20 protein-coding genes are annotated in these 19044 nt (G+C 66.3%); 9 read left to right on the top strand and 11 right to left on the bottom strand.

The window, feature by feature from the left end; translation table 11 throughout:
- Positions 1 to 37 precede the first annotated feature (37 nt).
- Positions 38 to 1063, bottom strand: a complete 1026-nt coding sequence (locus tag J0X25_RS29905) for a zinc-binding dehydrogenase (RefSeq protein WP_207287567.1) — start codon at positions 1061 to 1063, stop codon at positions 38 to 40.
- Positions 1064 to 1222: 159 nt separating this feature from the next.
- On the opposite strand from J0X25_RS29905, the gene J0X25_RS29900 reads away from it, so the two are divergent.
- Positions 1223 to 1957, top strand: a complete 735-nt coding sequence (locus tag J0X25_RS29900; protein WP_207287566.1) for a MogA/MoaB family molybdenum cofactor biosynthesis protein — start codon at positions 1223 to 1225, stop codon at positions 1955 to 1957.
- A 49-nt stretch (positions 1958 to 2006) separates the two neighbouring features.
- Positions 2007 to 2759, top strand: coding sequence for a 5-formyltetrahydrofolate cyclo-ligase (locus J0X25_RS29895; protein ID WP_207290892.1), 753 nt, complete (start codon positions 2007 to 2009; stop codon positions 2757 to 2759).
- A gap of 506 nt (positions 2760 to 3265) precedes the next feature.
- On the opposite strand, the gene J0X25_RS29890 is transcribed toward J0X25_RS29895, so the two are convergent.
- The 4 genes from J0X25_RS29890 to J0X25_RS29875 form a co-directional block, all read right to left on the bottom strand.
- Entirely contained in the window at positions 3266 to 3592 is a 327-nt protein-coding gene (locus J0X25_RS29890; RefSeq protein ID WP_207287565.1) for a DUF7126 family protein, read from the bottom strand.
- Positions 3589 to 4506: a glutamine-hydrolyzing GMP synthase gene (gene guaA / locus J0X25_RS29885; protein ID WP_207287564.1), complete on the bottom strand. Its 918-nt coding sequence runs from the start codon at positions 4504 to 4506 to the stop codon at positions 3589 to 3591. The genes J0X25_RS29890 and guaA overlap by 4 nt, the downstream gene beginning before the upstream one ends.
- Positions 4506 to 6203, bottom strand: a complete 1698-nt coding sequence (gene pyrG / locus J0X25_RS29880; protein ID WP_207287563.1) for a glutamine hydrolyzing CTP synthase — start codon at positions 6201 to 6203, stop codon at positions 4506 to 4508. The genes guaA and pyrG overlap by 1 nt, the downstream gene beginning before the upstream one ends.
- A gap of 126 nt (positions 6204 to 6329) precedes the next feature.
- On the bottom strand, positions 6330 to 6683 hold the full coding sequence (locus J0X25_RS29875) for a hypothetical protein (RefSeq protein WP_207287562.1): 354 nt from the start codon (positions 6681 to 6683) through the stop codon (positions 6330 to 6332).
- A 116-nt stretch (positions 6684 to 6799) separates the two neighbouring features.
- Here J0X25_RS29875 and J0X25_RS29870 point away from each other — a divergent pair, with 116 nt between their 5' ends.
- A complete protein-coding gene (locus J0X25_RS29870) occupies positions 6800 to 7720 on the top strand; it encodes a PH domain-containing protein (RefSeq protein WP_225896648.1) in 921 nt (306 codons plus the stop codon).
- 56 nt (positions 7721 to 7776) lie between these two features.
- Entirely contained in the window at positions 7777 to 8154 is a 378-nt protein-coding gene (locus tag J0X25_RS29865) for a cyclophilin-like fold protein (RefSeq protein ID WP_207287561.1), read from the top strand.
- A gap of 274 nt (positions 8155 to 8428) precedes the next feature.
- Here J0X25_RS29865 and infB read toward each other — a convergent pair whose 3' ends face one another.
- Entirely contained in the window at positions 8429 to 10228 is a 1800-nt protein-coding gene (infB, locus tag J0X25_RS29860) for a translation initiation factor IF-2 (protein ID WP_207287560.1), read from the bottom strand.
- Positions 10229 to 10397: 169 nt separating this feature from the next.
- Between infB and J0X25_RS29855 the strand changes: the two genes are divergently transcribed.
- A complete protein-coding gene (locus J0X25_RS29855; RefSeq protein WP_207287559.1) occupies positions 10398 to 10643 on the top strand; it encodes a PRC-barrel domain-containing protein in 246 nt (81 codons plus the stop codon).
- 4 nt (positions 10644 to 10647) lie between these two features.
- Positions 10648 to 11106, top strand: coding sequence for an NOB1 family endonuclease (locus J0X25_RS29850; RefSeq protein ID WP_207287558.1), 459 nt, complete (start codon positions 10648 to 10650; stop codon positions 11104 to 11106).
- Between the two features lie 33 nt (positions 11107 to 11139).
- On the opposite strand, the gene J0X25_RS29845 is transcribed toward J0X25_RS29850, so the two are convergent.
- The 5 genes from J0X25_RS29845 to J0X25_RS29825 form a co-directional block, all read right to left on the bottom strand.
- On the bottom strand, positions 11140 to 12270 hold the full coding sequence (locus J0X25_RS29845) for a CPBP family intramembrane glutamic endopeptidase (protein WP_207287557.1): 1131 nt from the start codon (positions 12268 to 12270) through the stop codon (positions 11140 to 11142).
- Positions 12271 to 12345: 75 nt separating this feature from the next.
- Positions 12346 to 13647 (bottom strand): glucose-6-phosphate isomerase, encoded by a 1302-nt coding sequence (locus tag J0X25_RS29840; protein ID WP_207287556.1) that lies wholly within the window; start codon positions 13645 to 13647, stop codon positions 12346 to 12348.
- Between the two features lie 63 nt (positions 13648 to 13710).
- Positions 13711 to 14526, bottom strand: a complete 816-nt coding sequence (locus J0X25_RS29835) for a TrmB family transcriptional regulator (protein ID WP_207287555.1) — start codon at positions 14524 to 14526, stop codon at positions 13711 to 13713.
- Positions 14527 to 14849: 323 nt separating this feature from the next.
- Positions 14850 to 15317 carry a response regulator gene (locus J0X25_RS29830; protein WP_207287554.1) on the bottom strand — a complete coding sequence of 156 codons (468 nt, stop codon included), beginning with the start codon at positions 15315 to 15317 and terminating at the stop codon, positions 14850 to 14852.
- Positions 15318 to 15364: 47 nt separating this feature from the next.
- Positions 15365 to 15670 carry a hypothetical protein gene (locus J0X25_RS29825; RefSeq protein WP_207287553.1) on the bottom strand — a complete coding sequence of 102 codons (306 nt, stop codon included), beginning with the start codon at positions 15668 to 15670 and terminating at the stop codon, positions 15365 to 15367.
- Positions 15671 to 15844: 174 nt separating this feature from the next.
- On the opposite strand from J0X25_RS29825, the gene J0X25_RS29820 reads away from it, so the two are divergent.
- The 3 genes from J0X25_RS29820 to J0X25_RS29810 all read left to right on the top strand — a co-directional run bounded on the left by J0X25_RS29820 (position 15845) and on the right by J0X25_RS29810 (position 19002).
- Complete coding sequence (locus tag J0X25_RS29820) at positions 15845 to 16318, top strand: DUF5812 family protein (protein ID WP_207287552.1); 474 nt, start codon at positions 15845 to 15847, stop codon at positions 16316 to 16318.
- Positions 16319 to 16516: 198 nt separating this feature from the next.
- Positions 16517 to 17401, top strand: coding sequence for a protein translocase subunit SecF (gene secF / locus J0X25_RS29815; protein ID WP_207287551.1), 885 nt, complete (start codon positions 16517 to 16519; stop codon positions 17399 to 17401).
- A complete protein-coding gene (locus J0X25_RS29810; RefSeq protein WP_207287550.1) occupies positions 17401 to 19002 on the top strand; it encodes a preprotein translocase subunit SecD in 1602 nt (533 codons plus the stop codon). Before secF ends, J0X25_RS29810 begins: the two co-directional genes overlap by 1 nt.
- Positions 19003 to 19044 lie beyond the last annotated feature (42 nt).

The following is a 19044-nucleotide window of genomic DNA, read 5'->3' as shown; positions in this document are numbered from 1 at the left end:
CGCCTCTCGAAGAAAGAACGGGCAATCGGAGCGCCGACTATAATTCGCTATCGGGGCGCACGACGACCTTCCCGAACCCTTCGCGGTTCTGGATGATCTCGTGGGCGCGGGGCGTCTCGCTCATCGGTAGCTCCTCGCGGATCGCGGGTTCGAACGTGCCGTCCCAGACGAGTTCCATCACGTCGTCGACCTGATCGGGCGTCGCCATCGTCGAGCCGATGATCGTGAGCTGTTCCCAGAAGATCCGCGGAATATCCGTCTCGGGGTTGCCCCCGCCGGTGCCGCCGCAGGTCACGAGCCGGCCGCCCTTAGTGAGGCTCTTCAGCGAATCCCGCCAGGTGGGCGCGCCGACGTGTTCGACGACGACGTCGACTCCGCGACCGCCGGTCTCCTCGAGGATCCAGTCCGCGAAGTCCTCCTCCTCGTAGTTACAGACGTGGTCCGCGCCGTGCTCCTCGGCGTAGTCGAGTTTCTCCTCGGTGCTGCCCGTCGCGTACACCTCCGCGCCCGCGTAGTCGGCGATCTGGAGGGCCGCGTGGCCGACGCCGCCGCTGGCGCCCAGCACGAGGACTTTCTCGCCGGCCTCGAGGTCGGCGCGCTCGATCAGCATCCGCCAGGCGGTCTGGAACACGAGGCAACTGGAGCCGGCGACCGCCCAGTCGACGCCCTCCGGGACGGGGATCAGATTGTCCTCGGGGACCGCAGCGTACTCGGAGTGAACGCCCTGGACGTGCTCGCCGATGATGTGGAAGCGGGGGTCCAGCGTCGGATCGTCCATCCGCAGGTCGCCGACCCCGGCCGTGACCGCGACGCGGTCGCCCGCCTCGAACCGGGTGACGTCCTCGCCGACCTCCTCGACGACGCCGGCGGCGTCGCTGCCCGGAACGTGGGGCATCTCGAGGTCGATCCCCGGCATCCCCCGGCGCGTCCAGATGTCGAGGTGGTTCAGCGCCGCCGCCTTGACGTCGACCAGTACCTCGTCGCGCCCGACTTCCGGATCCGGATACTCCCCGTACTCGATGACGTCCGTGTCGCCGTGCTCGGTGATTTTGACTGCCTGCATACACGCGAGTCAACGGAAACTCCGTCCATAACAGTTGGGCTACCAGCACTCCGTCGGTGGCCGTCGCAATCATCGGCGCGACCGCACGGGAGGCAGGACCTCGTCGGAGGAGACCACGGGTGGACAGCGTTTTACCCGCCGGCTCTCGAACGACGGGATATGACCGAAACGGACTCGAGCGAGGACCGGAGACAGGGGGACCACGACGGGGCGACTGCGGACGAGGAGCGCGGCGCGGACGACGATTCGGCCGACGAGAGGGACGACGTGGACGGCCGCACCCTCGGCACCGGCGTCGTCACGATCGCGACGGACCGCTCGCTCGAGTCGGATCCCGCCGGCAAGGCGATCGTCACGCTTCTCAAGAAGGCCGACCACGAGGTGGTCACGCGGGAACACATCGGGAGCGATCACGACCGGATCCAGTCGATCGTCTCGCGGATGCTCGACCGCGACGACGTCGACCTCGTCCTCACCGGCGGGTCGACTGGCGTCGAACCCAGCGACGTCACCATCGAGGCCGTCGAACCGCTGCTCGACAAGCGACTGACGTCCTTCAGCGAACTGTTCACGACGATGGCCTACGAGGCGGTCGGGACGAACGCGATCGCGGCCCGAACGATCGCCGGCGTCACCGACGGGACGCCGGTGTTCTGTCTCTCCGGGAACGGGGACGCGGCGCGACTCGGCCTCGAGGAGATCATCCTCCCGGAAATCCACAATCTGGTCAGCCTCGCCCGGGAGGACATCGCCCAGGACAGGTGGGCCGTCGACGAATCCGAGGGTGAGGACGAGGCCGAAACCGATCTCGAGGCGAGTAGCGACGACGCCGCGACCGAAACCGACGAGGAAGCCGAAACCGCCACCGAGACGGACGACGGCGGGGACGAGTGAGATGGACGACACGGAGGCGAGCGAAATGGATGACACGGAAGCGAATGAGATGAACGACACCGAACGCTCCGCCCGCGAGGACGCCGACACCGTCGAGAAGGAGACGATCCGTCAGCGCGTCTGGGACGACCTCGAGGAGAGCGGCGAGGCGCGATTCCCCTTTCCGCCCCACGGTCGGATTCCGAACTTTGCGGGCGCGGACGAGGCCGCGGACCGGCTCGCGGAGCAGCCCGAGTGGAAGGCGGCGACGACGATCAAGGCCAACCCCGACGCGCCGCAACTGCCCGTCCGCCGCCGGGCGCTGCGCGAGGGGAAGACGGTCTACACGGCCGTCCCGCGGCTCGCGGACGAGGACTGCTTCCTGAAACTGGATCCCGCGGTTCTCGAGGACTACGACGCGGCGACGACCGTTTCGGGATCCTCGGAGCACGGCGAGCAGGTCGGCCCCGACGCGGTCGCGGAGATCGATCTGATCGTCTCGGGGAGCGTCGGCGTGACCGCTGACGGCGGTCGAATCGGGAAGGGGGAGGGCTACAGCGATCTCGAGTACGCGATTCTGCGAGGACTCGGCCTCGTCGACGAATCGACGACCGTCGCGACGACGGTCCACGAGCGACAGGTGATCGACGACCCCGTCCCGATCGACGACCACGACGTCTCGATGGACCTGATCGTGACGCCCGAGCGGACGATTCGTCCCGACGGCCGCGAGCAACCGGCGGGGATCGACTGGGAACTGCTCGAGGAGGAGCGACTCGCGGAGATACCGGTACTGGAACGACTCAGCGCTCGCGAGGAGTGAGTGGAATCCCGACGAGGCGCCGCAAAAGGGCGGCGCCTCGAGTGCCAACCGCAGGGTGGACACACAGGCGGGTGCAGCGGACCTGTGTTGGTACCGGGGAATCGGTACGGTCTGGCAGTGGGGGAAGGGTGCTGTGGGTGGGGTTGCTGGAAGTCACGGGTGCAGGCAGCGGGTGCCTCGTGGGGTCTGCCCGTCGACCTCCATCCGAGTGGAGTACCGCCTGCCACTTCAACGGGGGCGACGGTATCAGTGGCTTACGCCGGATTCCGCCGATTTCAACTCGCATTTACTCGGACGAATACGGGCACGAGAACGTTTATCCGCCGGATATCAGCGTAACTGACTGTTTTTCGGGTGACAGACGCGGTCGGAACCGATCGTGACCTCGAGCGCCGGACGAAAAGCGGGTGGAAGCCGGGCGAAAAGTGCGCGGAAACTGGATGAAGAGCACGCGGGAGCCAGGCGAAACGCGCACTCGAGGCCGCTACCGCCGCCAGCGGGGTCGTTCAACTGGTCAACTCGTCCGCGACGATCGCAGCGGTCATCAGCTGCGGATCGATCGCGAGATCGAGCTGCCCCTTGACGAACTCCGGGACGGTGTCGCGGGCGTAGACGACGGTGCGAACGTCCTCAGAGAGATCGCAGACGATCGGAATCGTCGTCGCCTGCCCGATGTCGGTCAGCACGTACAGGTCGGCGTCGACGATCCCTGCCTCCTCGAGGGCGGGCCGCGAAACCACGCCCGTGAGGCGGGCGACGCTGGCGCCTTCCGCCTCGAGCGCCGCGCCGATCTCGTCCTCGTCGGGGCCGGCGACGATGGCGTCCGTGCTCATTCGTACTCGATGGTCGCCGGCGGTTTGTGGGTCACGTCGTAGACGACGCGGGCGACGTTCTCGTGGCCGCCGGTGATCCGGGACTGGATCCGCTGGAGTGTCTCCCAGTCGATCTCCTGTGCGCGGGCGGTCATCCCGTCGCGGGATTCCACGGATCGAACGGAGACGACCCAGCCGTGGACGCGGTTGTCGCCTTTCACGCCCGTCGCCTTGCCGATGACGGCCGCCAGCGCCTGCCACGGTTCGTACTCCTCGAGTTCCTCCTCGACGACGTGACAGGCGTGGCGCGCGACCTCGAGTTTCTCGTCGGTGACCTCACCGATGACGCGCACCGCGAGACCCGGGCCGGGGAACGGCATCCGTTCGGCGACGATCTCGTCCAAGCCGAGGTGGCGGGCGACCTCCCGCACTTCGTCCTTGTAGAGGTCCCGGACCGGTTCGACGATCCCCTCGAAGTCGACGACCTCCGGCAGGCCGCCGACGTTGTGGTGGGACTTGATCCCGCCCTCGCTCTCGATTCGGTCGGGGTAGATCGTCCCCTGGACGAGGTAGTCGGCGTCCGCGTCTTTCGCTTCGCGCTCGAACTCGCGGATGAACTGCTCGCCGATGACCTCGCGCTTCTCTTCGGGGTCGGTGACGCCCGAGAGGGCCTCGAGGAACCGATCCTCGGCGTCGACGATCCGCAGCGACTCCATGTAGTCGAAAGTCTCGCGGATCTGGTCGGTCTCACCTTTCCGCATCAGGCCGGTGTCGACGTAGACCGGCGTCAGCCGGTCGCCGATGGCCTCGTAGGCGAGGGCGGCGGCGACCGAGGAGTCGACGCCGCCCGAGAGGGCGATGACGGCGTTCGCGTCGCCGATTTCGGTCTCGATCTCTGCGACTGCGTCCGGAACGAACGTCTCGGTGTCTACCATCAGTGGGTTACCTCCGTTTCCGCGTCGGCGTCGGTGTCGGCGTCAGCGGCTTCGGTCTCGCTCCCCGCACCCGCGTCGGACTCCTCGAGGATGGCCTCGACGAGTCCCAGGAACGGCGGGCTCGGCTGGCCGGGGCGGGACGTGTACTCGGGGTGGAACTGCGTCCCGAGGAAGTAGGGGTGGTCCTCGAGTTCGAGGATCTCCATCCGATTGCCCGCGGTGCCCGAGAACGTCAGCGGTTCGTCCTCGAAGGCGTCGAAGTACTCGGGGTTGACCTCGTAGCGGTGGCGGTGGCGCTCCGTACAGGACGTGTCGTCGTACAGGTCGTACGCCAGCGTCTGCGGCTCGATGACGGTCGTGTGCTCGCCGAGTCGCATCGTCCCGCCCATGTCCTCGACCTCGTACTGCTCGGGCAGGATGTCGATGACGGGATGGGGCGTGTCCTCGACCATCTCCGCGGAGTGGGCGCCCTCCAGTCCCAGCACGTTCCGGGCGTACTCGACGACGGCCATCTGGAAGCCCAAGCACAGCCCCAAAAAGGGCACGTCGTTCTCGCGGGCGTAGCGGACGGCCTCGATCTTCCCCTCGGAGCCGCGCATGCCGAAGCCGCCGGGGACGATGATCCCGTCCATCCCCTCGAGTTGCCCGTCGTGACCCTCGCTCAGTTCGTCCGCAGCCACCCAGTGGCGCTCGACGTCGACGCCGACCTCGAAGCCGGCGTGTTTCAGCGACTCGTGGATCGACATGTACGCGTCCTCGAGGTCGTACTTGCCCACGAGCGCGATGTCGACCGTCCCCTCCTTCTCCGTCGTGACGATCTCGCGCCACTCGTTTGCGCGTTCCCCCTCCGGCAGGGCCGCCTCGGCCAGCCCGAAGTGCTCGAGGACGTACTGATCCAGCCCCTCCTCCTCGACCATCAGCGGGACGTGGTAGACGTCCTCGACGTCGGGATTCGAGAATACCGCCTCGGTGGGGATGTCACAGAACAGCGCGATCTTCTCCTTGGTCTTTCGCTCGAGGCGGTCCTCGCAGCGGCCGACGATGATGTCGGGCTGGAGACCGATCGAGCGCACCTCCTTGACCGAGTGCTGGGTCGGTTTGGTCTTCTGCTCGCCGTTCTTCGAGTACGGGACGAGCGTGACGTGGGTGAAGAGGACGTTCTCCTCGGGTTCCTCGTGGGCGAACTGGCGTAAGGCCTCGAGGTAGGGCATCCCTTCGATGTCCCCGACGGTGCCGCCGACCTCGATGATACAGACGTCGGTGCCTTCGGCGGCCTCCCGAATGCGTCGCTTGATGTCGTCGGTGATGTGGGGGATGATCTGGACGGTCTTCCCGAGGTAGTCGCCCGCACGCTCCTGCTCGATGACGTGCTGGTAGGTCTTCCCCGTGGTGATGTTGTGATCCGAGGTCATGTCGATGTCGAGGAACCGCTCGTAGTTCCCCAGATCGAGGTCGACCTCGCCGCCGTCCTCCAAGACGTACACCTCCCCGTGCTGGTACGGGTTCATCGTCCCCGCGTCGACGTTGAGATACGGGTCGATCTTGACCGCGGTGACGTCGAAGCCGGCGTTCTTGAGGAGACGGCCGGTGCTCGCGGCCGTGATCCCCTTGCCGAGTCCCGACATCACGCCGCCGGTGACGAAGATGAACTTGTTCCCCAGTGAGGGGTCATAATGAGTGTCCGGTTCCGTCGGCATACCGAGTGTCCGCGCGACCGGTTGAAAACGATTTCGGGACCGCGCCGCCACCGACAGGCGTTGTCACTCCTCATCGGCGGGCCCCGCCGGGCGTCACGCTCCCGAGATCGGTGACTCGAGCGCGTGCTACTCGGGGTTCTCATCCTGCACTTCGACGATCTCGGCGTGCTCGAGGGACTCCATGCCGCCTTCCATACGGAGTTGCACCGTCCGCCCGGGGAGGCCCGGATCGCCGCCGTCGCTCGAGTCCTGCGGGACGGAAACGGCCGTGACTCCCTCGACCGTGAGGGACCGGCGCTGGATCGGGTCGCCCTCGTACTCGACGGTGTCCCACGTCTCCGCGTCGAGTTCGTCCATGTCCTTCCCGAAGTAGTCTTCCGCGTCGGGGTTGACCGCGTCCTCGGTCTGGGACTCGCCGGTCGTCCGATTGTCGTCGAACTGCACCTCCTCGTGTTTGTACTGGCGGAGCTGTACGAGCATACCGCTACCCATCACGAACGGTGTGTTAATCCTTGGCGCGGCATACGCACCCGACCGATTGGTGATCCGTCACGTCCGTGTTTATTTTATACGAGGAGCACGAACCCCTGAGCACAGTGACATCTCACGAACGCCGCCCGACCCTCGAGATCGGCGAGCCCGATATCGGCTTTCAGGCCGGCTTCGGGTTCTACCTCGGCCTCGTCGCGGCCGGCGTCGCGACGATCGTGGGGCTACTCGCCGACGTAGGGACGGCGACGCTGCTGGGCGTCCTGCCGAGTACGGTGACCGTCGTCGCCATCGTCGGTCACATCTACGCCAGGGGAGCACGGGGACTCCCCGAGCGCATCGGCCGGAGCCGATGGCGTCGTCTCGGCTGTTACGCCCCGGCGGGGGCGTTTACCGCAGTCCTCCTCACCGCCGGGATCACGCCGGTCGAGGCCACCGGCCGGTTCGTCGTCCTGACCGTCGCCGCGGCCGTTCTGGCCGGCGTCTCGGGCTTCGGCCTCGATCGGATGGCGAAAAACCGGTACGTCGACGCGCTCACGGCCGACGAACCCGCCGCGACGTGGACGTGGCAGCGAAGCGGCGGGTGGAACGGCGAACCGGCTTACGCCGTGATTATGGCGGTTATGATCCTCGCCGGCGTCGTCAGCGTCTGGCAGGGGGAGTGGTACCTCGGTCCGTTCTGGATCGTCTACGGCGTCGTCATGATCCTCTCGCGGCGGTACGGCTGGTACGATCTCGACGAGACCGACCACTGGAACCCGCCGGAGATCCGCGCCCACGAGGCCGGCCTCGTCGTCGACCGATCGTTCTGGAACGAGTTCGTCCCGTGGGAGACGATCGACGGCGTCCGCCTGACCGACGACGAACTCGTCGTCGAACGGCGGCGCTTCGGCCTCGACAGTAGCCTGTTCGACCTCCGCTGTGACCGCTCGGCGATCGACGACGCCGAAGCAGTGCTCGAGGCGCTCGAGCGCGCTCGCGGCCGGGCCGACCGTCGTGACTCGAGGGCCGTCGAGGCCGCGGATTGAGACGCGACTCGAGTCGGTCGCCACAGAGAAGTACCCCTGCTTCGTGACGTGTTCGTATGAGCGACCTCCGCGTTACCGTCGCCGACCGCGACCTCGAGGCCGAGTGGACCGACGACGCACCCGAGACGAGGGCCGCCCTCGAGGCGGCGCTACCCGTCGCGGGCGAGGCGACACGCTGGGGCGACGAACTCTACTTCGATCTCGAACTAGATGCGCCGCTCGAGAACGCACGGGAAGCGGTGCCCGAGGGTGCGATCGCCTACTGGCCGGCCGGCGGGAAACTGTGTCTGTTCTGGGGTCCGACGCCGGCCAGCGAGGACGGCGAGCCGCGGGCCGCCGCGCCCGTGACCGTCGTCGGGCGGGTTACTGATACGGAGCCGCTCGATGAGTTGGATGGTGAGGCGCGGGTTCGACTCGAAAACGACCGACAATGACGGCGATCACAGTCGGCGTTTACCTCCGACGTATGGAGACGGGAACCCAAGGGATACTCGAGACAGAGCAGAATGAAGAAGACCGTTTTTGCTAGCGTGGCAACATGGAGTAGCCACGCCCTCCCCAGCCGATTCGCTCGCTCCGAAGTCGCTCGCTCATCCCTCGCACGGCGTTGCACCGCGGTTCGTCAGTGACTCACCGCGGATCAGCGCGCGCCACCGCACGCCAAGTGGGTAGTCAAGAACGAGACGCCGCCGGCGGTCCTGAACGGACTCACTTCCCCCAGAACGGGTCCCGATTGCGCTGCTTGTCGAGGTACATGTTCAGCGCCTCGAGTTCGTCGCCGGGAATCTCGCCGGTCAGTTCCTGCTCGAGGATCTTGGCGTGCTTCTCGGGAATCTCCGTCCAGAGTTCGTCGTCCTCCTCGATCTGGCGGCCGACGGTGGGGCCGTCGATGGCCACCGAGACGCGGTTGCCCGCGCGGGCCTCGTCGACGTCCTCGCCCTGTTCCTGAATGCCTTTGACCTGCCCGACGCGCTCGGGTTCGTTGCCGTCGAACTTCACGACGTTCGCGTTGTTCTGGATCGTCCCGGCGTTCACCTCGACGCCGACGACCGCCGGATCGTTCTGGCGGAAGGTGTGATCCGGCAGGATGCGGAAGCGAGCGGGCCGGGTGATGTTCTCGAGGATGGTGTCCTGCTGGGCCTGCTCGATCCCCTCGACGTACTCCTCGTACCCCTCAACGAGCTGATAGATGACCTCGTCGGTGAAGAGGTCCACGTCGTCGACCTCCGCGCGGGACTCGGCGTCGTCCAGCGCGTCGACGTTGAAGCCGAGGATGACCTGCTGCTTCGGGTCGTCGGCCGTCGACGCGACGGAGACGTCCCGCGGCGCGATGTCGCCGACCTCCGCGCGGACGATCGGCACCTCCGCCTCGCCGAGCGCGTCGGCCATCGCCTCGAGGCTACCGAGCGTGTCGGCCTTGACGACGACGCCCTCCTCGGCGGTGTCGACCGCGATGTCGGCGAGTTCGGCCTCGACCTCGCCGATCACCTCGTCGCGGTTGCGATCCCGGATGACGCGGACCGGCGCGCCGGCCATCGCGTCCGCGAGGTCCGGCGCGGCGACCTTGATCCCGGCCGCGGCCGAGACCTCGTCGACCTTTTCGAACCGGCTCTCGGTGCGGATCTCCGCGAGCGGCCGGGGCTGGAGCAGCGCGCGCACCTCGGTGACGATCGGATCGTTCTGGCCGCCGACGACGATCTCGTCGTCGGCCCTGATCGTCCCGTCGTAGAGGACGATGTCGACCGTCTTCCCGAACCCCTTCTCCTCTTTGACCTCGAGGACGGTGCCGACGCCGGGGCCGGTGACGTCGATCTCCATCTCCTCTTTCATGTAGCGCTGAGAGAGCCCCATCATCACGGTCAGCAGGTCGGGGATCCCCTCGCCGGTCATCGCCGAGACGGGGACGACGCCGACGTTGCGCTGGAAGTTCTGGACGCGCCAGTAGAGGTCGGCGGAGAACCCGTTGTCGGAGAGGTTGCCGATGATCTCGTAGAGGCTCTCGTCTAAGCGCTGGCGCACGCGGTCGGACTGGGACTCGTACGTGTCGTTGATCGGCGAGTCCTCGTTGACCGACCAGCCCGGAACGGTGTCGATCTTGTTCGCGGCGACGATAAACGGCGTTTCCGAGCGCTTGAGGATGTCCAGGGCCTCGAGCGTCTGGGGCTGGAAACCGTCGTTGACGTCGACGACGAGGATGGCGATGTCAGCGAGTGCGCCGCCCCGTGAGCGAAGCGTCGTGAAGGAGTGGTGACCCGGCGTGTCGATGAACAGCAGGCCGGGCAGGTCGAAGTCGTCGGGGTCGACGAGGTCGCCCGCGATCGTGGAGATGATGTCCAGCGGGACGGCGGTCGCCCCGATGTGCTGGGTGATCGCGCCCGCCTCGCCCTCGATGACCGCGGAGCCGCGTATTTTGTCCAGGAGACTGGTCTTGCCGTGATCGACGTGTCCGAGGACGGCGACGATCGGTGTTCTGAGAGATGTGGGGTCGCGAGTATCCGTATTCGACATGGTGAACCACCCGAGAAGGTCTTGTCTAAAGCGTCGGTCGAGCGGTAGTTAAACCCATCGTCATCGACGGTGGCTGGGCCGGCCGCGATCGACCGCGACCGGCGTCGGTCCGACACGCGTTCGCACGGACCCCGTTGTTTTTAATACCGATTAGTAAATACGGATATGCATGAGCGATATACTCGCTGAAAATCTCTCGGGGAAGTCCGTCATGGGGTCGGACGGCACCGAGCTCGGACTGCTCTACAACATCACTATGGATCTCAAATCCGGCAAACTGCACGATCTCGTCATCGAACCCGACGAAGACCTGCCCGCCCGGAAGGTCGACTTCGATCGCGATGACACCGGTCGCTTCCTCGTCCCCGTCACTCGCGTTCAGGCGGTCAAAGACTACATCGTCGTCCAGCGCTAACGGTATGTACGTTCTCGACTCCTCGGCGTTTATTCACGATTTTCACACGTCAGAACAGACTGCGACCATCCCGCTCGTCCGCGAGGAACTGGAAGACGAGAGCGCCTATCGCTACGACGCGATGGAAGGCTCCGGGATGCACATCCACATTCCCAACGAGGACACCACCGAGAAGGTTCAGCGCGCGGCCCGCGAGTCGGGCGACCTCGACGTCCTCTCCGAGACGGACGTTCGCCTCGTCGCAGCGAGCTTCGAACTCGACGCCAGCCTGGTGACCGACGACTACGCGATGCAAAACGTCGCGGAGAAACTCAACGTCGACGTGGAAGTGATCGCCCGCGAGGGGATCGACGAACAGCGCCACTGGCACTACCAGTGTCAGGGCTGTGGCCGGGAGTTCGACGAGCAGAAGGACCGCTGTCCGATCTGCGGGTCGGAATTGGCCCGGAAAAACCCCTCGTGAGCCCCGTCTGAGGGAGCGCCGACCGACTTCTCCTCACAGGAACATATCGACGAAGATCAGGGCGTTGTAACAGCCGTGGACGAGCGCCGGCACGAGCAAATTCTCCGTCCGTTCGTAGATCGCTCCGAGGATCAACGCGAGGACGAACAGCAGCGAGAGGCTCGCGAGCAACTCGCCCGGCCCGGCGGTCGCGTACGCGGTGACGTGGACGAGCGTGAACACGACGCTCCCGACGGCGACCGCACCCGCCCGCGAGAACCGTTCGTAGAGGGACTTCTGGATGACGTTCCGGTAGAGCAGTTCCTCGAACGGCCCGACGAACAGGATCATCGACGGAACGATGATCACCAGCAGGTCTGGGTTCTCGGCCACCCGCTGGGTCGTCGTGTGCTCGGAGGACTCGATCCCGAGCGCGGCCATGAGTTCCGCGATCCCCACGTTCGCGGCGACGATCAGGATCAGGCCGCCGACGATCCAGCCGACGGTCCGCGGCGTCGGCGCCTCGAGGTCGATGAACGACCGATCGTGCCCGCGGTAGGCGAGATAGCCCGCGGCGACCCCGCCGAGCCCGAGCGCGTAGGCGGGATACTGGATCAGCGTCGCCTGGAGTTCCGTGGGTTCGCCGACGAAGACGGTCACCGGCAACGAGAGGAACAGCGCCGCGATCGAGATGCTGAGGAGGCCGACGAGGGCGACGACTCCCACCTCGACCGTCCGCGTGAGTCGGCTGAGCAACCCCCGCCCCGCGATGCCGGCGCGATCGGCGACGCCGACGCCGACGGCGGCCATCCCGACGAAAAACGCGACGAACAGCGCCGACACCGATCCCTCGAGGCCGGGGAGGGCGACCGAGCCGAGGACCCCCTGCGTGATCGCGTAGCCCGTGCAGACGACCACGAGGAGGCTCCCGCCGGCCGCGATCGGGCCGGCGACGGCGCGCTCGAGGAGACCGTGGCGACGCCCGACGAAGGCGACCGTGGCGACGAGGGCGGCGACCCCCGCGACCCAGACCGCGGGGTCGTCGACGCCGCGGCGAACCGGGAGCACGATCGCGGCGAGGATCACGCCGGAGAGGACGGTGCCGACGGTCGGGACGACGGCGGACGGGGCCGGGCCGGCGTCACCGTCGCCGTCGGCGTCGGCGGTCCGCGCGATATCGCTCATACGTGATGCTTCGAGCGCGAACCCATAGGCGCACCGCAATAGTGCGGCCGGAGTTCGGCGGCGGCGAAGTCGGTACTACCGTTCGACCCGTAGCTCGGTCTTCTCGGCGACGGCGTCGGCTTCCTCGAAGTCTCCGCCGCCGAGCAGGCCGCGAGTCGCCTTCTTCGCCCACTCGACGGCCGGCTGTTCGAACGTGTTGACGCCGTACAGTTCGCCCGCGAGCACGCAGGCCGCCTCCATGCCGTACAGCAGGCCGCCGAGTTCGTACTCGTCGACGGCCTCGAGTTCGAGCCGGACGTTCGGCCGCCCCGCAGCGGCGAGGCTGGCCTCGGTGGCCTCGAACTCCGCCTCGAGCAACTCGCCGAGCGTCGCGTCGCCGAGGTAGGCCAGGTCCTCGACGTCGGTGTCGGGGATCGGCCGGTCGTCGGTCTCGCCCGGCGAGACGAACGTCACGAGTTTGTCGCGCGGGCCCGCGCGATAGAGCTGCAACTGGGAGTGCTGGTCGGTCACGCCGAGGGCGCGCACGGGCGTCTGGCCGAGGTCGTCCTTCCCCAAACTCTCGGCCCAGAGCTGGGCGAACCACTCGGCGAAGGTCTCGAGGGACTCCGCGTAGGGGACCATCGCGTTGATTCCGGCGCCGCGCTGGTCGAGCGCGTAGGCGGTCGCGCCGTAGGCGTAGGCCGGACAGTCGAACAGCGAACCGGTCAGCGTCTCGCGCTCGGCGGCGGCGCCTGCGAGCAGCGCCTCGAGGTCGTGTCCGCAGACGGCCGCGGCGACCATCCCCACTGCGGAGAGGGCGGAGAAGCGGCCCGGGACGCCGTCGGGCACCTTCAGCGAGGGCAGATCGTGGCGGTTCGCGAGGTCGCGGAGCGGTCCGGACTCGCCCGTCGTGACGATCGTTCGCTCGGTCCAGTCGACGCCCGCGGACTCGAAGGCGTCGCGCACGACCAGAAAGTTCGCCAGCGTCTCCGCCGTGGTCCCCGACCGCGAGACGACGTTGATCGCCGTCTCCTCGAGGGGGAGTCCCTCGAGGTGGTTCGACACCCACTCGGGGTCGACGTTGTCGAGGTAGACAGCCTCAGTGTCGCTCTCGGCCGCGAGCGCGTCCGTGATCGTCGCCGCACCCAGCGCGCTGCCGCCGATGCCGACGGTGATCAGGGCCTCGCTGTCGGCGACCGGTTCGACCGCCGCGCTGATCTCGTCCGGATCGGTTCGCTCCGGGAGATTCAGCGCTTCGTAGCCGTGTTCGGCGTTCGCCATCCCCCGCTCGATGCGCTCGTGGGCGTCCGCGACCTGGTCGTCCAGGCGCTCGAGGGCCGCCCGCGAGACGCCCGGCGAAACCTCGGACGCGAGCGCGTTACCGATGTCGACGTGCATACGAGAGACGGCGACCGCCTGCGGTAAAGGCGTTCCGTCACGGGGTGAGGACCGACGAGGGGGTTACTTCCCCGGATCCTCGATGGCGGCGAGCCCTTCCGTCACGAGCCGCCGCAGGAGCACGACGACCCCGTTCTGGAGCCCCTTGGCGAAGACGGCCTGCTCCTTCCACTCGCCGTTGCTGGCGTCGGGGTAGTAGGTCCCGATCAGGAGCGTCTCCCGGTCGACGAGCAGTATTCGACTGATCGCGACCTCCGCGTCCGCCTCGCTTCCGGTGAGCCAGTCGAGACCGGTCTGGAACACGTGCGTCTCGGGCAGTCGCCCCTCCAGCGTCGCCGCCGTCTCCGGCGTTTGCCCGCCCAGTAAGACGGTGAGGTCTCGTTCGATCGCCTGCTGGACGCCGTCGAACAGCGCCTCGGAGAGGACCGACTCGTCGACGACGAGGAACGCGATCTCAGACTCGGCGTTGCCGATCAGTTCGAGCGTCCGCGACTCGATCGCCTCGTGGCCGTTCAGCGACCAGATCTCCTGGATGTGGTCGTCCTCCTCGGGGTCCTGAACGTCCGTGTTCTCGAGGTACGTCTCGAGCGTGTCGATCCGATCGGTGTACTTCTGGCGGAGAATATCGGTCGCCTCGTTGATCCCGACGGCGCGGTACCGCTGCGGACTCGAGTGCTGAACTTCCACCAGGCCCTGTGACTCGAGCACCCGAATCGCGTCGTACACCCGCGTCCTCGGCACTTCGGAAATCTCGTGAATCTCCTTTGCGGTCCCGTTGGGAAGTTTGTTCAGCGCCATGAAGCAGCGCGCTTCGTACTCCTGTAGCCCGAGGTCCTGCAACAGGCTGATCGCCTCCGTCGTTATTTGATCTTGTGACATGGCCCAACCACGAATTCGGAAATCCGAACACGCTGTATAGGGCGCGGGGATGGAAAAGAATTCGCGTTCACAACCGAGTCGAAATCGTTTCTTTCCGGCGTGAGCACTCGAGAATGCTTCATTCACTCGAATTATCACACAAGCTACTTGGGGGCGCGGTCGGTAGGTATCGATGGCGGGTTCCATCTGGCCCAACCACTATGGGGCCTGCCTTCTTCACATGACGGAACTACGATAATTATTTGCGTCGATCGCTGACTACGACGACCCGACCGCAAAACCCGCTGCGCCGCACGCGACTCGAGGCCGTGACGGACCGAGAACTACGCCGACATCGGGGGCAGTTGTACCTGCGTGAGCCAGAACCGCTCGATCGACTCGACGAGCGAGACGAACCCGTCCAGATCGGTCGGCTTCGTCAGATAGGCGCTGGCGTTGGCGTCGTAGCACCGCGCGATATCGTCGGTGGCGTCCGAACTGGTGAGGACGACGGTCGGAAGCCGCCGTAACGTCGGCTCGGCGTTGATCGTCTCGAGGACCTCGAGGCCGTCGTGGTCCGGCAAGTTCAGATCCAGGAGGACGAGATTCGGTGGCGAATCAGCGTCGGATTCGGCCGAGCGCCCCAGAAACGCCAGTGCCTCGCTTCCGCTGGTCACGACGTGCAGGTTCGTTTCGCCGTTCGTCTCAGTCATCTCGAACGCCTCTCGAAGCAGGCGGACGTCGTGCGGGCTATCTTCGACGAGGAGGACGTCGATCGATTCGACTGCCGGTCGCTGAGAGAATGCGGGCATGTAGGCTGTATGGATGTACGCGCGTGTTTGCTGCCGGTAGCGAGATCTTACGCCAGCGTGGCGGGAAGCGTTTCTCGATTCTCGAGCAACAACCGCAGGACCGATCTGATGGTCTCGAACCGAGGCCCTTCTTCGACGACGTTCGTCTGCGGGTCCCACTCGATAAACCCGTAGTCCGCCAGTTTGGGAAGGTGGACGTGGTATCGCTCGACGATCGCACCCTGTCCGCCGTCGAACCCGTCCGGCGGCGAGTCGATATCAATCGACTCTTCGTACTCGACGAGCGTGAACAGGAGCTGCCGGCGCTGTTCGTTTGACAGAGCGTCGAATACGTCGTCCTGTATATCTGCCATAAACGCGTGCGTCTTGGACACGGATGCTGTTTATTCCGCCGCATTTTCACGCTGAGCTGGGTTTTGAATAACTGAGTGAACGACGCCGCGCGCCGCGAGCGATCGACCGCCGAGCGGCCGCCGATCCGACCGGAAGACGAAACCCGGAAACCGACTCGCTCCGTACGCCCGGCTATGACCGAAACGACGGGTACGTTCGTCGTCACCCACGCCGAGAGCGACTCGGCCGTCGTCCGTGACGTCGAGACCGCACAGGTCCACACGCTCGCGTCGAACCCCGGCCTCGAGGTCCGCGACGTCCTCGAGGCGACCGTGGCCCCGGAACCGCCCCTCGAGGTCACCTGGCAGGTGATCGACGTCGAGGATCGGCGCTCGATCGACCTGGTCGACAGCGACCTCGAGCCGACCCAGGAGTCGAAGGCGGTCGCCGCGGACGCCGACGTCGGCGACCTGATCCAGCGAGAGCGGGCGGGAACTGGCGAGATCCACGTCTTCCGCGCTCCCGAGGGTGAGGTCGAGACCGCAGCGCAGGACGTCCTCGAGGACGAGGAGACCATCGCGAGGGCGGCCCGACTCGAGGCGGTTCGCGTCGAGGTCCGCCGCTCGGCGGACGACGGGGTGTTGAGCGTCCGGTACCTTCCCGATTGACCTGTCGGCGCGGGAATCGGTTTCGCCGACGAATCGATCGACTCACCGGCCGTCCGGTATTCCGTCCTTTCTATCCGGTCACAATTCCCAAACTGCCTCGAGAGGCGTCCTACCGCGCTCGTTCCGCTAACGTTCCGCGGGGAGCGCGTTGTAGAAATTGAGAAGGCTTACTTCAGCCGCCCCCCAGTGGTCGGACATATGGCGTCCTTCGACGTACCGGAGTTCGACTACACCCGGTACAGTAACCGCCAACTCGCGGCGGTACCACTCGCGGTACTCGCGGTCGCATTGCTCGTCCTCACCGGCTCGTTCCTCGCGACGGGAACGCCGGTTCCGCTGGGGATGGACTTCTCGGGCGGTTCGGAACTGACGATCCAGACGACCTCCTCCGAGGCGGAGATCGCGGCGGCGTTCGACGAGGAACCGGAGTCGATACAGGCGGTCTCGGCGCCCGACTCCCGGAACCAGTACGTCGTCCAGTTCGCCTCGACCGACCTCGAGTCGCTGAGCCAGCAGGCCCAGCAGAACTTGGAGCAGGACGGCGACGCCGATATCGTCCAACTCGAGTCGACGGTCTCGGAGAGCTTCGGCGCACAGACCCAGCAGACGGCGCTGCTGGGACTGGCGGTCGCGTTCGTCGGAATGAGCGCCATCGCGTTCCTGCTCTTTCGGACGTTCGTGCCGTCGATCGCCATCGTCATCTCGGCGTTTTCGGATCTGGTGATCCCGCTGGCGTTCATGACGGTCGCCGGCATCTCACTCTCGCTGGGGACCGTCGCCGCCCTGCTGATGCTGATCGGTTACTCGGTCGACTCGGACATCCTGTTGAACAACCACGTGTTGCGCCGGCAGGGTGACTTCTACGAGAGCACCCGGCGCGCGATGCAGACCGGGATCACGATGACGGTGACGTCGATGGCGGCGATGCTCGTCATGGGCGTCGCCGCGTGGCTGTTCGGCGTCGAACTGCTGGCGTCGATCGGAATCATCCTCTTCGTCGGCCTCGCGGCCGACCTGATGAACACGTACCTGCTCAACCTGAGTCTCCTTCGCTGGTACAAGTTCGAGGGGGTGCGATCGTAATGGGGCCGATCAGCTTCGTCAAGGAGTACTGGCGACTGATCCTGCTGGTCCTGTTCGTGACCGGCTCGCTCGTCTCCCTGTTCGTCCCCGGCGGCGTCATGGGGGACAACAGCTACGTCGAACAGCAAAACGACAACCCGACGAACCTCGAGTACGGGCTCGGACTCGACGGCGGGACGCGAATCAGCGCTCCGGTCATCGGCATGACCGCCGAGGACATCGACGCCGGCGCCGTCAGCGACGACGGCAGCGTCGACCGGGAACGGCTCACCGAGATCGAGAACACGCTCTACGATGAACTCGACCTCGAGACGGGGAACGTCAGCGTCAGCGTCGACGACGACGGAAACACCCACGCGGAACTGTTCACGAGAGACGTGAGCGAGGAGGAGTTCGCCGCCGCGCTCGGCGAGGCCGGCGTCGACGTCGATCCCGACGACATCCGCGACGGCGTCACCGCCCAGACGCGCCAGCGGATGATCGACACCATCCAGTCGCGGATCAACGCGGCCGGACTCTCCGGCGGCTCCGTCTACGAGTCGTCCCGCCTCAACGGCCAGTACTACATCGTCACCGAGGCCCCGAGCATGGGGGCCGACGAACTGCGAGAACTGCTCGCCGAGCGCGGACTCGTCGAAGTGCAGGCCTACTACCCGACCGGGGACGGCAACCACACGAACGAGACGGTGTTGACCGGCCGAGAGATCGCGGCGGTCGATCCGCCGGACAGCGAACACCGGGTCTCGGTGCAGGTCGACAGTAACGCGGCGGGGGACTTCCAGGACCGGCTGAACGAACTCGGCTTCACCGACGAGGGGGTCGGACGGTGTGACCTCACTCGCGACGGCGAGACCGTCAACTTCCAGCAGGAGTACAGCCGGGACCAGTACTGCCTGCTCACGGTCGTCGACGGCGAGGTCCTCGACGCGCACTCGATGGGTGATCTCGCCGTGCCGATGCGCGAGGAAACCTGGGAGAACGATCCGACGTTCGTAATGGGCACGCAGAACAGAGAACAGGCCCAGCGCCTCTCGGTGAACCTCCAGTCAGGCCAACTTCCGGCGCCGCTGGACTTCAGCGAGCAGCAGACCTACTCGCTGTCGCCGGCGCTGGCGGACCAGTTCAAGCTCTACTCGCTGCTGATCGGCGCGCTGTCGGTGGTGACCGTCAGCGGGGTCGTCTTCCTGCGCTACCGGGACGCCCGGGTCGCCGCGCCGATGATCCTCACCGCGATGACGGAGGTGGTCATCCTGCTGGGCTTCGCCGCGCTGATACGAATGCCGCTGGATCTCTCCCACATCGCCGGCTTCATCGCGGTCGTCGGGACCGGCGTCGACGACCTCCTCATCATCGCCGACGAGGTGATGGATCAGGGCGACGTCAGCTCACGGCGGGTGTTCGAGTCCCGCTTCCGCAAGGCGTTCTGGGTCATCGGCGCCGCCGCGGCGACGACGATCATCGCCATGTCGCCGCTGGCCGTCCTGAGCCTCGGCGACCTACGCGGGTTCGCCATCATCACCATCCTCGGCGTGCTCGTCGGGGTGCTCGTCACGCGGCCGGCCTACGGCGACATCCTGCAGCGGCTGCTGACCGATAAGTAGTCGAGTAGTCCGACCGACAGCGTTTCGGTAGCGACTCTCGTC

The organism is Haloterrigena alkaliphila, from assembly GCF_017352155.2.
Classification (GTDB): domain Archaea; phylum Halobacteriota; class Halobacteria; order Halobacteriales; family Natrialbaceae; genus Haloterrigena; species Haloterrigena alkaliphila.
This window is presented reverse-complemented; position numbering and strand designations above follow the sequence as displayed.

What these genes read in the sequence shown, in the direction of transcription:
- J0X25_RS29905 (WP_207287567.1), bottom strand. Translation starts at nt 1,063, where the DNA reads ATGCAGGCAGTCAAAATCACCGAGCACGGCGACACGGACGTCATCGAG.
- J0X25_RS29900 (WP_207287566.1), top strand. Translation starts at nt 1,223, where the DNA reads ATGACCGAAACGGACTCGAGCGAGGACCGGAGACAGGGGGACCACGAC.
- J0X25_RS29895 (WP_207290892.1), top strand. Translation starts at nt 2,007, where the DNA reads ATGAACGACACCGAACGCTCCGCCCGCGAGGACGCCGACACCGTCGAG.
- J0X25_RS29890 (WP_207287565.1), bottom strand. Translation starts at nt 3,592, where the DNA reads ATGAGCACGGACGCCATCGTCGCCGGCCCCGACGAGGACGAGATCGGC.
- guaA (WP_207287564.1), bottom strand. Translation starts at nt 4,506, where the DNA reads ATGGTAGACACCGAGACGTTCGTTCCGGACGCAGTCGCAGAGATCGAG.
- pyrG (WP_207287563.1), bottom strand. Translation starts at nt 6,203, where the DNA reads ATGCCGACGGAACCGGACACTCATTATGACCCCTCACTGGGGAACAAG.
- J0X25_RS29875 (WP_207287562.1), bottom strand. Translation starts at nt 6,683, where the DNA reads ATGCTCGTACAGCTCCGCCAGTACAAACACGAGGAGGTGCAGTTCGAC.
- J0X25_RS29865 (WP_207287561.1), top strand. Translation starts at nt 7,777, where the DNA reads ATGAGCGACCTCCGCGTTACCGTCGCCGACCGCGACCTCGAGGCCGAG.
- infB (WP_207287560.1), bottom strand. Translation starts at nt 10,228, where the DNA reads ATGTCGAATACGGATACTCGCGACCCCACATCTCTCAGAACACCGATC.
- J0X25_RS29855 (WP_207287559.1), top strand. Translation starts at nt 10,398, where the DNA reads ATGAGCGATATACTCGCTGAAAATCTCTCGGGGAAGTCCGTCATGGGG.
- J0X25_RS29850 (WP_207287558.1), top strand. Translation starts at nt 10,648, where the DNA reads ATGTACGTTCTCGACTCCTCGGCGTTTATTCACGATTTTCACACGTCA.
- J0X25_RS29845 (WP_207287557.1), bottom strand. Translation starts at nt 12,270, where the DNA reads ATGAGCGATATCGCGCGGACCGCCGACGCCGACGGCGACGGTGACGCC.
- J0X25_RS29840 (WP_207287556.1), bottom strand. Translation starts at nt 13,647, where the DNA reads ATGCACGTCGACATCGGTAACGCGCTCGCGTCCGAGGTTTCGCCGGGC.
- J0X25_RS29835 (WP_207287555.1), bottom strand. Translation starts at nt 14,526, where the DNA reads ATGTCACAAGATCAAATAACGACGGAGGCGATCAGCCTGTTGCAGGAC.
- J0X25_RS29830 (WP_207287554.1), bottom strand. Translation starts at nt 15,317, where the DNA reads ATGCCCGCATTCTCTCAGCGACCGGCAGTCGAATCGATCGACGTCCTC.
- J0X25_RS29825 (WP_207287553.1), bottom strand. Translation starts at nt 15,670, where the DNA reads ATGGCAGATATACAGGACGACGTATTCGACGCTCTGTCAAACGAACAG.
- J0X25_RS29820 (WP_207287552.1), top strand. Translation starts at nt 15,845, where the DNA reads ATGACCGAAACGACGGGTACGTTCGTCGTCACCCACGCCGAGAGCGAC.
- secF (WP_207287551.1), top strand. Translation starts at nt 16,517, where the DNA reads ATGGCGTCCTTCGACGTACCGGAGTTCGACTACACCCGGTACAGTAAC.
- J0X25_RS29810 (WP_207287550.1), top strand. Translation starts at nt 17,401, where the DNA reads ATGGGGCCGATCAGCTTCGTCAAGGAGTACTGGCGACTGATCCTGCTG.